Annotated in this window: 14 protein-coding genes; 6 read left to right on the forward strand and 8 right to left on the reverse strand. The window is 74.6% G+C overall.

Features of this window, described 5'->3' with window-relative positions:
• Positions 1-209: 209 nt before the first annotated feature.
• The 3 genes from BM339_RS18965 to BM339_RS18975 form a co-directional block, all read right to left on the reverse strand.
• Entirely contained in the window at positions 210-992 is a 783-nt protein-coding gene (locus BM339_RS18965) for an SAM-dependent methyltransferase (protein ID WP_083597746.1), read from the reverse strand.
• 310 nt (positions 993-1,302) lie between these two features.
• The gene (locus tag BM339_RS18970; RefSeq protein ID WP_021598796.1) at positions 1,303-1,935 is read right to left on the reverse strand and encodes a GNAT family N-acetyltransferase; all 633 of its coding nucleotides are present in this window, start codon (positions 1,933-1,935) and stop codon (positions 1,303-1,305) included.
• 64 nt (positions 1,936-1,999) lie between these two features.
• Positions 2,000-2,443 (reverse strand): DoxX family membrane protein, encoded by a 444-nt coding sequence (locus BM339_RS18975; protein WP_075021713.1) that lies wholly within the window; start codon positions 2,441-2,443, stop codon positions 2,000-2,002.
• Between the two features lie 240 nt (positions 2,444-2,683).
• Between BM339_RS18975 and BM339_RS18980 the strand changes: the two genes are divergently transcribed.
• Complete coding sequence (locus tag BM339_RS18980; protein WP_075021714.1) at positions 2,684-3,226, forward strand: hypothetical protein; 543 nt, start codon at positions 2,684-2,686, stop codon at positions 3,224-3,226.
• An 11-nt stretch (positions 3,227-3,237) separates the two neighbouring features.
• Positions 3,238-4,182: a phosphotransferase gene (locus BM339_RS18985; protein ID WP_075021833.1), complete on the forward strand. Its 945-nt coding sequence runs from the start codon at positions 3,238-3,240 to the stop codon at positions 4,180-4,182.
• A gap of 16 nt (positions 4,183-4,198) precedes the next feature.
• Here BM339_RS18985 and BM339_RS18990 read toward each other — a convergent pair whose 3' ends face one another.
• On the reverse strand, positions 4,199-5,146 hold the full coding sequence (locus tag BM339_RS18990) for a sensor histidine kinase (protein ID WP_024934902.1): 948 nt from the start codon (positions 5,144-5,146) through the stop codon (positions 4,199-4,201).
• Positions 5,147-5,362: 216 nt separating this feature from the next.
• Complete coding sequence (locus tag BM339_RS18995) at positions 5,363-6,451, reverse strand: carboxylate-amine ligase (protein WP_024934901.1); 1,089 nt, start codon at positions 6,449-6,451, stop codon at positions 5,363-5,365.
• Positions 6,452-6,641: 190 nt separating this feature from the next.
• On the opposite strand from BM339_RS18995, the gene BM339_RS51485 reads away from it, so the two are divergent.
• Complete coding sequence (locus BM339_RS51485; RefSeq protein WP_021600300.1) at positions 6,642-6,770, forward strand: hypothetical protein; 129 nt, start codon at positions 6,642-6,644, stop codon at positions 6,768-6,770.
• Positions 6,771-6,772: 2 nt separating this feature from the next.
• Here the strand turns inward: BM339_RS51485 and BM339_RS19000 are convergent, their stop codons facing one another.
• The 3 genes from BM339_RS19000 to BM339_RS19010 all read right to left on the reverse strand — a co-directional run bounded on the left by BM339_RS19000 (position 6,773) and on the right by BM339_RS19010 (position 8,458).
• Positions 6,773-6,955: a hypothetical protein gene (locus BM339_RS19000; RefSeq protein ID WP_021600299.1), complete on the reverse strand. Its 183-nt coding sequence runs from the start codon at positions 6,953-6,955 to the stop codon at positions 6,773-6,775.
• Positions 6,956-6,957: 2 nt separating this feature from the next.
• Positions 6,958-7,167 (reverse strand): HGxxPAAW family protein, encoded by a 210-nt coding sequence (locus BM339_RS19005; protein WP_021600298.1) that lies wholly within the window; start codon positions 7,165-7,167, stop codon positions 6,958-6,960.
• Between the two features lie 112 nt (positions 7,168-7,279).
• Entirely contained in the window at positions 7,280-8,458 is a 1,179-nt protein-coding gene (locus BM339_RS19010) for an acyl-CoA dehydrogenase family protein (protein WP_021600297.1), read from the reverse strand.
• Positions 8,459-8,564: 106 nt separating this feature from the next.
• On the opposite strand from BM339_RS19010, the gene BM339_RS19015 reads away from it, so the two are divergent.
• Genes BM339_RS19015 through meaB form a run of 3 tightly spaced genes read left to right on the forward strand, consistent with a single transcriptional unit; the run spans position 8,565 to position 13,581 of the window.
• The gene (locus tag BM339_RS19015; RefSeq protein WP_075021715.1) at positions 8,565-10,388 is read left to right on the forward strand and encodes a methylmalonyl-CoA mutase subunit beta; all 1,824 of its coding nucleotides are present in this window, start codon (positions 8,565-8,567) and stop codon (positions 10,386-10,388) included.
• Positions 10,385-12,598, forward strand: a complete 2,214-nt coding sequence (scpA, locus tag BM339_RS19020; protein ID WP_021599740.1) for a methylmalonyl-CoA mutase — start codon at positions 10,385-10,387, stop codon at positions 12,596-12,598. Before BM339_RS19015 ends, scpA begins: the two co-directional genes overlap by 4 nt.
• On the forward strand, positions 12,595-13,581 hold the full coding sequence (gene meaB, locus BM339_RS19025) for a methylmalonyl Co-A mutase-associated GTPase MeaB (RefSeq protein ID WP_075021716.1): 987 nt from the start codon (positions 12,595-12,597) through the stop codon (positions 13,579-13,581). The genes scpA and meaB overlap by 4 nt, the downstream gene beginning before the upstream one ends.
• Positions 13,582-13,649: the final 68 nt, after the last annotated feature.

The following is a 13,649-nucleotide window of genomic DNA, read 5'->3' on the forward strand; positions in this document are numbered from 1 at the left end:
GGGACACCCTAGGGGCCGAACCGTTATCGTTTCTAACGACTGAATGAGATTTCTCTCCGCGTGGTGCACCGGCGTCTGACGGAGCGTGACGGAGCCGGGCGGCCGGATGACCGGCGGCGGAAGGGCTGCCGCGGGCCCGGCACGGTGGGCGGCGGCGGAGCACCGGACGGCGTGAATGTGGTCAATGCCACATCCGGGACCGCCGGCCGTCAGCGTATCCCCACGACGCCGTACATGACCGGTTCGAACGGCGGCTCCGCCGGGCCGATCGGCGTCACGCCGGGCGGCAGCGGGCGGAAGGGCCCGAGGAGGCGGGCGATGTCGGCGCCCCCGCGCGGATGGACCGGGACGCCGCTCGCCTCGCGGTAGAGCCGGGCGGCCACGCCGACGGCGGCCGGGGCGAAGTCGCCGGTGGCGTGGGAGACGACCAGGGCGCTGCCCGGCACGGCCGCCGCGGCGAGCGCGGCGACGAGGTCGCCCGCGCCGGGCAGGAAGTGCAGGACCGAGGAGAAGACCAGCGCCACCGGCTCGGCCGGGTCGATCAGCCGGCGCACCTCGGCGCTGCCGAGGATCGCGTCGGGGTCGCGGAGGTCGGCCCGCAGCGCCGCGACGTTGCCGCCGTCGATGAGCAGGGCGCGGGCGTGCGCGATGACGAGCGGGTCGTGGTCGACGTAGACGACGCGGGGCCCGCCGACGTGGCGGGCCGCGATCTGATGCGGGTTGTCGGCCCGCGGCAGCCCGCAGCCGAGGTCGAGGAACTGCCGAACGCCGCGCTCGGCGAGCAGCCGGACGGACCGGGCGAGGAAGGCGCGGGCGGCGTGGGCCGTCGCGGCGGCGTGCGGGAGGAGCCGCAGGATCCGCTGGGCGAGCTGGCGGTCGGGCGCGTAGTTGTCCTTGCCGCCGAGGAGGTGGTCCTGGACCCGTGCCGGACCCGGCCTGTGCAGGGCGAGCCGCGTCTCCGGCGCCCTCGTGCCGGCCGTGGTCATGGTCATCGTCCTGTCGCCTTTGCCGAAGGGGGCGGTGCAATGGCTCACCTTCGACGGTAGGCGGCCCGGTCCGGCGTGCGGCGTGCGGCGGCCGGTGGTCCGGGCCGGAACCCGCGTACCGCCTGGCCGAATCGGGCCAATGCGTTTGCCGCCGACCGCCCGCCCGGCGACCGGCGGCGACCGGCAGCAGGGACGCGGCGCGGAGCCGGGTGGTCGCGGTGCGCCTATCTCCCCATGTGAGGCGCGAGCGCGGTTGGCCGCTTCCGGTCATGACAGCGGCTCGACCGGAGGGCCGGATCTCCTGTGGACGACCGGATCAGCGGTCCCGCCGGGGCTCCCGCCACATGAGCCATACGGGCGGGCAGCCCTTGCCCGGCAGGGTCAGCTCCCGCGTCACCCGGTACCCGAACCGCTCGTAGTACGGGACGTTCTGCTCCTTGGACGACTCCAGATAGGACGGGAGGCCTTCCGCGTCGCACCGGTCGAGCCTGGAGCGCAGCAGCGCGGCGCCCAGCCCGTTGCCCTGCGCGGGAGGATCGGTGCCGAGCACCGCCAGGTACCAGTGCGGCTCCTTCGGGTGGTGCTTCTCGATGGCGCCGAGGGTGCGCAGCATGGCGGACGTCCTCGTGCCCAGAGCGCGCAGGAGGGGCACCCCCTGCGCCGCCTGGCGGTGGAGGGGGATGCGCCAGCGGCCGGGCGGGGCCCACAGCGCCGCCGCCTGCGTCCCGTCGCGTCCGGTGGCCTCCGTGGCGCCGTGCGGCAGGTGCACCTGCCGCAGCATGATGCCGAAGAGCGCGGTCATCCGCCGCACCCGGGACGTGTCGTCCGGCAGCAGCCACCGCCACACGGGGTCGTCGTCGAACGCGCGCCCGAGGACCGCGGCGATCTCCGCGGCGTCGGCGTCCCGCGCGGTGCGGACCGGCGGGGACGGGCGGGACTGGGACGTCATGGCGCGGCCTCCTGGGGGACGCGCCGATCCTCACCGGGCCGCGGCACCGCGTCAAGCGGCCGCGTCACGCGCGGGCGCGCCGGTCCCTGCGCAGACAGCTCAGCTCGTCCAGGACCAGGGAGGAGCCGATGCCCACCAGCCAGATGTCCTTGGCGAGCGGGACGCCGGCCTGCGTCGGGCGCAGCCCGCCTTCCTGCCGCATCCCCGGGACCCGGAGGTACAGGCCCGCCAGGCCGGCGGAGAAGGCGGTGAGCGCCGCCCCCGCGAGCACGGACGGCACCAGCGGGACCAGCAGGGCGGCGCCCAGCGCCACCTCGGTCCGGCCGAGCAGGCGGGTGAAGTCCCGCGGATCCTGCGATTTCAGGAACGGGTAGGCGGTCGTGGCCAGGCCGTGGGTCTGCTCGGCCGTCTCCTCCAGGTTCTGGAGCTTCGACAGGCCCGAGTTCAGGACGAAGGAGCCGACGGCCAGCCGTACGGGCAGCTGGTGGGTGCGGGCGATGAGACGCATCGTTCCTCACTGGGGTCGGGAGAGACCTGCGCAGGGATCCCTTCCCGGCGTCCGTCCCCCGCACCTGATGGCCGGGTCAAGTCTCGGCCTACCGCCGCACCGGCTACCACGGGGGGAGCAGGCGCCGTGCCCCCGGCTGCTCCGGCCGGAGCAGCCGGGGAACCTCCGGTCGCCCGACGACGCCGCCCGTGCCCGGCCTGCATGCTCGGGCTGTCGCCGAGAAGATCCGGGAGTTCCGCCATGTCGGCCATCCAGTCGCGCCCCGCCGCCACCGGACAGTGGTGGCGGCCGGGCCAGCCCGTCCGCAAGACGATCGTCGTCGTGCACGTGGTCGCGTCCGTCGCGCTGCTCGGGGAGGTGTGGGGCCTGGTGCTGCTCAACCTCACCGCGACGCTGACCTCGGACGGGACGCTCGCCCACTCCGCCTACCGGCTGATGAGCGTGATGGTGTTCGGGGGCGGGATACCGCTCAGCCTCACCGCGCTCGCCTCCGGCATCGCGCTCGCCGTCGGCTCGCCGTGGGGCCTGACGCGCCACCTCTGGGTGTTCGCCAAGCTGGTCCTGCTGATCGCGGTGATCCTCGCCGGGATGCTGCTGTTCACCCCCGAGGCGCTGGCCGACGCCACCGCCGGCGGGGCCGACCCGTCCAGCGGACGCCAGTGGTGGCAGGTGACGGTCCTCTCCGGCCAGCTCGTCATGCTGCTCACCGCCACGGGCCTGTCGGTGTTCAAGCCGCGCCGCCGCCTCGCGTGGGGGCGTGCCGGGACGGCCGGGTCGCGGTAGCCTCGGCGGACGTGACGGCTTCCCAGGACGACCCGCCGACGGTCCCGGAGTGGGCGCCCGAGCACGAGGTCACCGCGGAGATCGCGGGCGCGCTGATCGGCCGGCGGTTCCGGGAGCTGCGCGGAGCCTCGGTGGAGCCGCTCGCGACCGGCTGGGACAACACCGTCTTCCTCGTCGCGGGGGAGTGGGCGTTCCGGTTCCCGCGCCGCCGGATCGCCGTCGCAAGGGTCGAGCGCGAGCTGGCGGTCCTGCCGGCCCTCGCGCCGCGCCTCCCGCTCGCGGTGCCCGTCCCCCGCTTCGCGGGCGAGCCGGGGGAGGACTTCCCGTGGCCGTTCTGGGGCGCCCGGCTGATCCCCGGCCGGGAGCTCGCCGACGTCCGCCCGCCGGACGGAGACCGGGTCGCCCTCGCCGCGGAGGCGGGGGCCTTCCTGCGGGCGCTGCACGATCCGGCGCTCGCCCGGGAGGCCGGCGCGGGGCTGCCGCTCGATCCGATGGAGCGCGCCGACCCCGCGCTCCGGGCGGCGCGCACCACCGGCCGCCTGGACGCCCTCGTGGCCCTCGGGGTGTGGGAGCGGGACCCGGCGCTGGAGGAGTTCCTGTCCGCGGCCCTCGGCTGGGAGGCGCCGGGCGGGGACCCGGTGCTCGTCCACGGGGATCTGCACGTCCGGCACCTGCTGCTGGATCCGGGCGGCCGGGCCGCCGGGGTGATCGACTGGGGCGATGTGTGCCTGGCCGACCCGGCGGTCGATCTCTCGTTCGCCTACGCCGGGTTCGAGGGCGCCGCGCGGGAGTCCTTCCTGGCGGCGTACGGGCCGGTGCCGGAGGAGCGGGCGGCGGCGGCGCGCACGCTGGCGCTGAACCTCTGCGCGACGCTCGCCGAGTACGCCGCGTCCACGGGACGGGACGCGCTGCTGGCCGAGTCGCTCGCCGGGCTCCGCCGGGCCCTCGGGGGCTGACGCGGCGCCCTCTCGTTCAGGCGCGCATGTAGACGCGGATCACGGTGCCGGAGGGGCCGGTGTGGACGCGCACCAGGTCGGCCAGGTGGTTGACCATGAGGATGCCCCGGCCGCCGTACGGGCTCATGTCCACCGGGCGGCGGCCGGCGAGCGGGTCGGTGATCGTCCCGGCGTCCCGGACCTCGCACACGACCTGGCCGTCCTCGGACCAGAGCCGGACGGTGCCCGCGCCGCCGCCGTGCAGGCACGAGTTGGCGGCGAGCTCGTTCACGGCGAGCTCCAGGTCGCCCACGGCGGCGGGCCCGAGGCCGAACCGCGCGGCCCAGCGGCACGCGAACTCCCGCACGAGGGGGAGCGCGTGGAGGTCGAAGCCCATCGTGACCGCGTCGGCGGGCTCCGGCAGCGGCCGGTTGTAGTCCTTGATGACGCGGTGCGGGGCGTAGTCGCCGCTGGCCCGCTCGCCGTCGCGGTCGATCACGACGGGATGGGTGGCGCGGGCGTCGGCGATGACGCCGGCGTCCAGCCCGGCGAGGTCGTAGGGGCACAGGATCGTCACCTCGCGGCCCTCGAACGCCAGGTTGATCAGCGCCTCGTGCTGGGCGCAGGCCGGGTACTCGGTCGCCGAGCGGCCCGGCCAGATCGGCTCGCCGATGATCCGCACCCGCCCGCCGGTGTGCCGGTCGGCGAACTCGCGCAGCACGCCGGGGATGATGCGGCCGGGGTTGCGGCCGGCCTCCGACATATCGAGCCAGGTGACCCGGCCGGCGGCGTCGCCGAGCGCCGCGCGCAGCAGGGCGAGGCGGGCCGCCGGCACCGCGACGGCGACCGGCTCGCCCGCGTCGAGGCCCGCCCGGACGAACGGCACGGTGCCCGCGAGGTACTCCTCGTCGCCGAGGTAGAAGAGGGCGGGGTGGACGAACGGGCCGACCGGCGCCACACCCGGCTCGCCGGGCCTGAGGCTCATCGCGCGATTACTCCGTCCGTCCCGCTGCCACGATCACGTGCATCCGACCGAGGATACGCGCAGGCGGGCGGCCGTGCGCCCCGGCCCCCCGCGGACGTCCCCCGAGGTCAGCTGAACAATCATCCACCCCACGCGGTACCCCCGGACGGCGAAGGGAAAACGGGCGAAAGGCCGATAGGTCGGGTTCTGGGCGGTCGAACCGCTTCCGCGCGGGGGTCAGCGATCGCGCAGCAGGGTGGCGTCGACCACGTCGGTGAGCCGCCCGCGCTCGCGGTAGGCCTCGCGCTGCCGCTCCGCCCCCGTGCCGCCGGCCAGCAGGTGCCGCAGGCCGCCGGCGACGGCGTCGAGGTCCCCGGCGTCGCGCAGCGCGGGCAGCGCGTACGCCAGCAGGTCGCCGGCCAGCTCCCGGAATCCGGCGGGACGGCCCGTGCGCACGTCGACCCCCGTCCCGGCGAGGCCGTCCCGCGCGGCCAGCCAGTACGCCGCGCGCAGCATCTCCGGGGACGGGTCGGGCGCCGGCTCGCCCGCCGCGGCCGCGGCGGCCGCCGTCCCCACCAGCCCCCGGACCAGCGCCGCGAACACCGTGGCCTCGGCGGCCGTCGGGGCGACGTCCGCGAGCCGGACCTCCACGGTGGGCAGCCGCGCCGACGGCCGGACGTCCCAGAAGACCGTCCCGGTGTCCATGAGCGCGCCGCAGCCCAGCAGCGTGCCGACGAGATCGTCGTAGTGGGCGGCCGACGCGAAGAACGGCGGTGGCCCGGCGACCGGCCACCGCGCCCATGCCATCGCGCGCCAGCATGCGTGGCCGGTGTCGCGCCCCGCCCAGTACGGCGAGTTCGCCGTGAGGGCCAGCAGGGTCGGCAGCCAGGGACGCAGATGGTTGCTCACCTGGACGGCGAGCTCGCGGTCGGGCATCTCGACATGGACGTGGCACGAGCAGATGCTCTGCTCGTCGTCCAGCCCCCGGTACACGGCGAGGCTCTCGGCGTAGCGGGGACCGGCGCCGATGGGCGCGGGCACCACCGCGCCGAGCACGGGCGTCCCGGTCGCGGCCAGCCGGACGCCCTCGGCCGCCGCCGCGGCGGCCATCGCCGCCCGCATCGCCCGGATCTGCTCCGCGAGCTTGTCCAGGTCGTCGCACGGCGGCGTCTTGGCCTCGGCGAGGAACGCGACCAGCTCCGTGGACGCGCGGTCGCCGAGCGCCGCGCGCGCCCGCCGCACCACCGCCGGGGCGCGGGGGACGACCTCCCGGGAGACGGGATCGACGACGAAGTACTCTTCCTCGATTCCGAATCGCAGGGCCATCCACCACCTCGGGCTCAGGGGGCGACGCAGGCGGCCACGTTCCCTTCGACCGTACGTGCCCACCCTTCCTTTTCGTACCTCCTGGACGGCCGGGAAACAGTGGCGCAGAACTCTCTTGACTTTCTTTTGGCCCGCTGCCCCCGGGGCAGTGTCAGGAGAGGAACACCCTGAAGAAGGAAGGTGAACTCCAATGGCCGGATCGACCGCGATGGGCGTGCTGGCCATCCTGGTCGCCGTCGGCGTCTTCGTCCTGGTCGGCCTGTTCTACCTCGGAGGCAGGCGGGAGGGCCCGCCCAACGGCTCGGACCGGGGCCGCTGATCTCAGGGGCCGGGATCGACGAAGTACATAGACAGCGCGATGAGGTGCGTCACCACGACCACGCCGATGCCGAAGAAGAACAGCATCTTGGCGGGACCGTGGGGGAAGACGGTGCCCGGCTTGAGCGGACCGCGCTCGCGCTGCCGCGCGGCGATCCGCTCCTCGATTGGCGGGCGGCCGAACATCGCTACTGGCGGGGGTCGTCGACGACGACGTCGGTCATGATGTCGACGGCCAGCGCGAAGATGCCGCCGATCACAGTGATCGCCGCGCCCACCCCGAACACCATCCAGTCGGGGCCGAGGGTGATGCCGACGCCGCCGATGGCGAAACCGATGAAGATGATGGCCACGGCGACCCAGGACTTCGGGCGCCCGGCGTGGCTGCCAGTCGACATGCGTTCGTCTTCCCTCTGCACGGTTCGGGGGTTGGGGATCTACGACCCGAACTCTAGCAACGCCCCTCGCCACAGGGCGTTCCGGGGTACCCCTCCGGGCCGCGGGGGGCGGTCAGACGAACGCGCCGAGGCCGGTCGCGGCGCGCCCGACGATCAGCGTGTTGATCTCCCGGGTGCCCTCGTAGGAGTAGAGCGCCTCGGCGTCGGCGACGAACCGCCCGATGCCGTAGTCGAGGACGATCCCGTTGCCCGCCATCAGCTCGCGCGCCCAGCCGACGACCTCCCGCATGCGGGTGGTGCAGTACGCCTTGGCGAGCGCGGAGTGCTCGTCGCGGTAGAGGCCGCCGTCCTGGAGCTGGGCGAGCCGCACCACCATGCCGAGCGACGCGGTGGCGTTCCCGAGCATCCGCACCAGCAGGTCCTGGACGAGCTGGAACTTGGCGATCGGCCGCCCGAACTGCTCGCGCTCCACCGCGTAGTCGCGGGCGATCTCGTACGCGGCGAGCATCACCCCGACCGCCTGCCACGCCACGCCGCTGCGCGTGCGGCGCAGGATGGCCGCGGTGTCCTTGAAGGTGTTCGCCCCGGCGAGCCGGTCGGCCTCGGGGACGCGGCAGCCGTCGAGCACGATGTCGGCGTTCTGGACCGTCCGCAGCGCGATCTTGTTCTCGATGCGGGTGGCGGTGAACCCCGGCGTCCCCCTGGCGACGACGAACCCCTTCACCTGGTCGTCGGCCTCGTCCCGCGCCCACACCACCGTGTGGTCGGCGAAGGTGGCGTTGCCGATCCAGCGCTTGGCGCCGTTCAGCACCCAGTGGTCGCCGTCGCGGCGCGCGGTGGTGCGCAGGCCGAGCGCGACGTCCGACCCGCCCTCGGGCTCGGTGAGCGCGAACGCGCCGATCTTCTCCATCCGCCCCATCGCGGGCAGCCACCGCGCCCGCTGCTCGGGGGAGCCGCACCGGCCGATGCTCCCCATCGCCAGGCCGCTGTGGACGCCGAAGAACGTCGCCATGGACGGGTCCACGCGGGCCATGTCCATCGCCAGGAACCCGGTGAGCAGACTGCTCGGCTTCTCGCCCGGGCACTCCTCGTGCGCGAGGCCCGCGATGCCGAGCTCGCCGTACTCGGGGATCAGGTCGAACGGGAACTCGGCCCGCGCCCAGCAGTCGTTCGCGATCGGCGCGACCTTGGCCTCCAGGAAGGCGCGGACCCGCCCGACGACCTCCTTCTCCCGGTCGTCGAGGAGTTCCTGCATGTGGTAGAGGTCGCCGGGGAGCGGATCGAGACTCATGACGGCCTCTTTCCCGGGCGGCGCACCGCTAACCGGTACCGCCCGGGGCCTGGTCACCGGGACCCGGTTTCGAGCGGGATTCGGCCGCTCGCCTACGATCCAGGACATGACGGTGCCGCCTGAGGAACTCGAACTGGCCGCCGCCTTCCCCCGAGCCGAGCGGGACCGGTGGCGGGAGATGGTGAAGGGGGTGCTGCGCAGGTCCGGCGCGGCGGACGAGGACACCCCCCTCGACGAGATCGAGGGTCTGCTGACCCGCGAGTCGTACGAGGGCGTGCCGATCGCCCCGCTCTACACGCGCGACGATTCCCCGCCGGGACGCCCCGGGCTGGCGCCGTACGTCCGCGAGGTGCGTCCCGACGGGGAGGGCATCGCCGGCTGGGACGTCCGGCAGCGGCACGCCCACCCCGATCCCGCCGTCACCCGGGAGGCGATCCTCGCCGACCTGGAGAACGGCGCGACCTCGGTCTGGCTGCGGCTCGGCGACGGCGGCCCGCCGGTCGCCGCGCTGCCCGGGATGCTGCGCGGCGTCCTGCTCGACCTCGCGCCCGTCGTCCTGGACGCGGGCGCCTCCGCCGGCGAGGCGGCGGAGGCCTTCCTCTCCCTGGTCTCCGAGCGGGGGAACGCCGCGGACGCGTCCGGCGTCCTCGGCGCCGACCCGCTCGGGCTCCAGGCCCGCACCGGCACCGCCGGATCCCTGGACGAGGCCGCCGCGCTGGCCGTCCGGTGCGCCCGCGAGTTCCCCGGGCTGCGCGCGGTCGTGGCCGACGGCACCCCGTACCACGACGCGGGCGGCGGCGACGCCGAGGAGCTGGGCGCCGCCGTCGCCGCCGGTGTCGCCTACCTGCGCGCGCTGACCGGGGCCGGGCTGAGCGTGGACGAGGCGTTCGGCCAGATCGAGTTCCGCCTCGCGGTCAACGCCGACCAGTTCTCCTCGATCGCCAAGCTGCGCGCCATGCGCCGCCTCTGGGCGCGGGTCGCCGAGGTCAGCGGCGCCTTCGAGGGGACGTCGGCGCGCGTCCACGCGGTCACGTCGGCGGCGATGATGACGCGGCGCGACCCGTGGGTGAACATGCTCCGGACGACCGTCGCGGCCTTCGCCGCCGGGGCCGGCGGCGCCGACGCGGTCACCGTGCGGCCGTTCGACGCCCGCCTCGGCCTGTCGGACGGCTTCGCCCGCCGCATCGCCCGCAACACCCAGACGCTGCTGCTGGAGGAGTCCAGCCTGGCCCGCGTCGTCGACCCGGCCGGCGGCTCCTGGTACGCCGAGAGCCTCACCGAGGGCCTCGCCCAGGCCGCGTGGACGTGGTTCACCGAGATCGAGAAGGCCGGGGGTCTGGCCGCCGCCCTGGACTCCGGGCTCGTCGCCGGCCGGCTCGCCGCGACGTGGGCCCGGCGCCGCGCGGACATCGCGCACCGCAGGGCGCCGCTCACCGGCGTCAGCGAGTTCCCGAACCTCGGCGAGACCGTGCCGGAGCGCGACCCGGCGCCGCGGGAGCCCGGCGGCGGCCTCCCCGTCGTCACCTACGCGCAGGACTTCGAGGCGCTCCGCGACCGCTCCGACGCCCACGCGGACGCCACCGGCGCGCGCCCGAAGGTGTTCCTCGCGACGCTCGGGCCCATCGCCGTCCACACGGCGCGCGCGTCGTTCGCCGCCAACCTGTTCCAGGCGGGCGGGATCGAGACGGTCACCGGCGCACCCGAGGAGTTCGGGTCGTCCGGCGCGGCCGTCGCCTGCGTCTGCTCCAGTGACCGGGTGTACGAGGAGGAGGCCGCCGGAGCGGCGCGGGTTCTGCGCGACGCGGGCGCGGTGAAGGTCTGGCTGGCGGGTAAGGGAAGCTACGAGGGTGTCGACGCCGCCGTGTACGCGGGATGCGACGCGATCGAGGTGCTGGAGACCACCCTCCGCGATCTGGGAGTGAGCGAATGATCCCCGACTTCACCGAGATCGAGCTCGGGACGGCGCCCCCCGCCGACGGCGCCGCCAAGCGGTGGCGCGCCGCGGTCGCCGACGCCACGGGCGCCGACCCCGACGCCCAGACCTGGCAGACCCCGGAGGGCATCGGCGTCAAACCCCTGTACACCGGCGACGACCTGGCCGGGCTCGACTTCCTCGACACCTACCCGGGCATCGCGCCCTTCCTGCGCGGCCCCTACCCGGCGATGTACGCGACGCAGCCGTGGACGATCCGGCAGTACGCCGGCTTCTCCACCGCCGAGGAGTCCAACGCCTTCTACCGCCGCAACCTCGCGGCGGGGCAGAAGGGCCTGTCGGTCGCGTTCGACCTGGCCACGCACCGCGGCTACGACTCCGACCACCCCCGCGTGGCCGGGGACGTCGGCATGGCGGGGGTGGCGATCGACTCCATCTACGACATGCGGCAGCTCTTCGACGGCATCCCGCTGGACGAGATGAGCGTGTCGATGACCATGAACGGCGCCGTCCTGCCCGTCCTGGCGCTCTACATCGCGGCGGCCGAGGAACAGGGGGTGAAGCCGGAGGCGCTGGCGGGGACCATCCAGAACGACATCCTCAAGGAGTTCATGGTCCGCAACACCTACATCTACCCGCCGCAGCCGTCGATGCGGATCATCTCCGACATCTTCGCGTTCACCTCGCAGCGGATGCCGAAGTACAACTCCATCTCGATCTCCGGCTACCACATCCAGGAGGCCGGCGCCACCGCCGACCTGGAGCTGGCCTACACCCTCGCCGACGGCGTCGAGTACATCCGCGCCGGCCGCGACGCCGGCCTGGACATCGACGCGTTCGCGCCCCGGCTGTCGTTCTTCTGGGCGATCGGCATGAACTTCTTCATGGAGGTCGCCAAGCTCCGCGCCGCCCGGCTGCTGTGGGCGCGGCTGGTGAAGACGTTCGGGCCGCGCAACCCCAAGTCGCTGTCGCTGCGGACGCACTCGCAGACGTCCGGCTGGTCCCTCACCGCGCAGGACGCCTTCAACAACGTCGCCCGCACCTGCGTCGAGGCCATGGCCGCGACGCAGGGCCACACCCAGTCGCTGCACACCAACGCGCTGGACGAGGCCCTCGCCCTGCCGACCGACTTCTCCGCCCGGATCGCCCGCAACACCCAGCTGCTCCTCCAGCAGGAGTCCGGGACGACCCGCACCATCGACCCGTGGGGCGGCAGCGCCTACGTCGAGCGGCTCACCTACGACCTCGCGCGCCGCGCCTGGGGCCACATCACCGAGGTCGAGCAGGCCGGCGGCATGGCCAGGGCGATCGACGAGGGGCTGCCCAAGCTGCGCATCGAGGAGGCCGCCGCCCGCACCCAGGCGCGCATCGACTCCGGCCGGCAGCCCGTCGTCGGCGTCAACAAGTACCGCCCGGACACCGAGCAGGAGATCGAGGTCCTCAAGGTCGACAACGCGGCGGTCCGGGCGCAGCAGATCGACAAGCTCCGCCGGCTGCGCGAGGAGCGCGACGAGGAGGCGGCGCGGTCCGCGCTGGAGGCGCTGACCCGCGCCGCCGGGGCCGCCGAGGACGGCACCCGGGCGCGCGGCCTGGAGCACAACCTCCTCGCCCTCGCCATCGACGCCGCCCGCGCCAAGGCGACCGTCGGCGAGATCTCCGGCGCCCTGGAGAAGGCGTACGGGCGGCACGCCGCGCAGATCCGTACGATCTCCGGTGTGTACCGGGAGGAGGCCGGGCGGGTGTCGAGCATCGAGAAGGCGCGGGCCGCGACCGCCGCGTTCGCGGAGGCCGAGGGCCGCCGCCCGCGCATCCTCGTCGCCAAGATGGGGCAGGACGGCCACGACCGCGGCCAGAAGGTGATCGCGACCGGGTTCGCCGACCTCGGCTTCGACGTCGACGTCGGCCCGCTGTTCCAGACCCCGGCCGAGGTCGCCCGCCAGGCCGTCGAGGCCGACGTGCACATCGTGGGCGTCAACTCCCTCGCCGCGGGCCACCTCACGCTGGTGCCCGCGCTGCGCGAGGAGCTGGCCGCGCTGGGCCGCGACGACATCATGATCGTGGTCGGCGGGGTCATCCCGCCCGGCGACTTCGCCGAGCTGCGCGCCGCCGGCGCCGCGGCGATCTTCGGGCCCGGCACCGTCCTCGCGGACGCGGCGGCCGGCCTGCTGGACGAGCTGTCCGCCGCGCTGGGGCACGCCGCCACGTGAGCGCGCCGGGCCTGGAGGACTACGCGGCCGGGGTGCTGGACGGGTCGCGGGCGTGGATCGCGCGGGCGATCACCCTCGTGGAGTCGGCCCGGCCCGACCACCGGGAGCTGGCGCAGAAGCTGCTCGTCGAGCTGACCCCGCACGCCGGGAACGCCCGCCGCGTCGGGATCACCGGCGTGCCCGGGGTCGGCAAGTCCACGTTCATCGACGCGCTCGGCACCCGCCTGACGGGGGAGGGCCACCGGGTCGCGGTGCTCGCCGTCGACCCGTCCTCCACCCGGACGGGCGGCAGCATCCTCGGCGACAAGACCCGGATGCAGCGGCTCGCCGCCGACCCGGGCGCGTTCATCCGCCCCTCGCCGACGGCCGGGACGCTCGGCGGCGTCGCCAAGGCCACCCGCGAGGCGATGGTCGTCATGGAGGCCGCCGGGTACGACGTCGTCCTCGTCGAGACGGTCGGCGTCGGGCAGTCCGAGACGACGGTCGCCGAGATGGTCGACTCCTTCCTGTTCCTCACCCTCGCCCGTACCGGCGACCAGCTTCAGGGCATCAAGAAGGGCGTCCTGGAACTGGCGGACGTCATCGCCGTCAACAAGGCCGACGGCGAGCACGCGATGGAGGCCAAGCGCGCCGCACGCGAGCTGTCAGGGGCGCTGCGGCTGCTGCGCAGCGACGAACGCTCCCGCGCCATCCCGGTTCTGACCTGCAGCGCCAAGGAGGGCACCGGCCTGGACGAGGTGTGGGAGAAGCTCGTCGAGCACCAGGAGCGGCTCCGCGAGTCCGGCGAGCTGGAGGCGCGGCGGCGCCGCCAGCAGGTCGGGTGGACGTGGGCTCTGGTGCGCGACCGGCTCCTGTCCGACCTGCACGGGCACCCGGGCGTCAGGGGGATGGCGCCCGGGCTGGAGCGGGAGGTCGCCGAGGGGACCCTGACGCCCGCGCTCGCCGCCGAGCGCATTCTGGAGGCGTTCTCGCGGGACCGCTGAGCCCGGTTCCCGGCGTCCGAAACCACGGGTTAACCAGGGTCGCGGTCGCCGCGGACGGGGATCGGGTA

The organism is Actinomadura madurae (genome assembly GCF_900115095.1).
GTDB classification, from domain to species: Bacteria; Actinomycetota; Actinomycetes; order Streptosporangiales; family Streptosporangiaceae; genus Spirillospora; species Spirillospora madurae.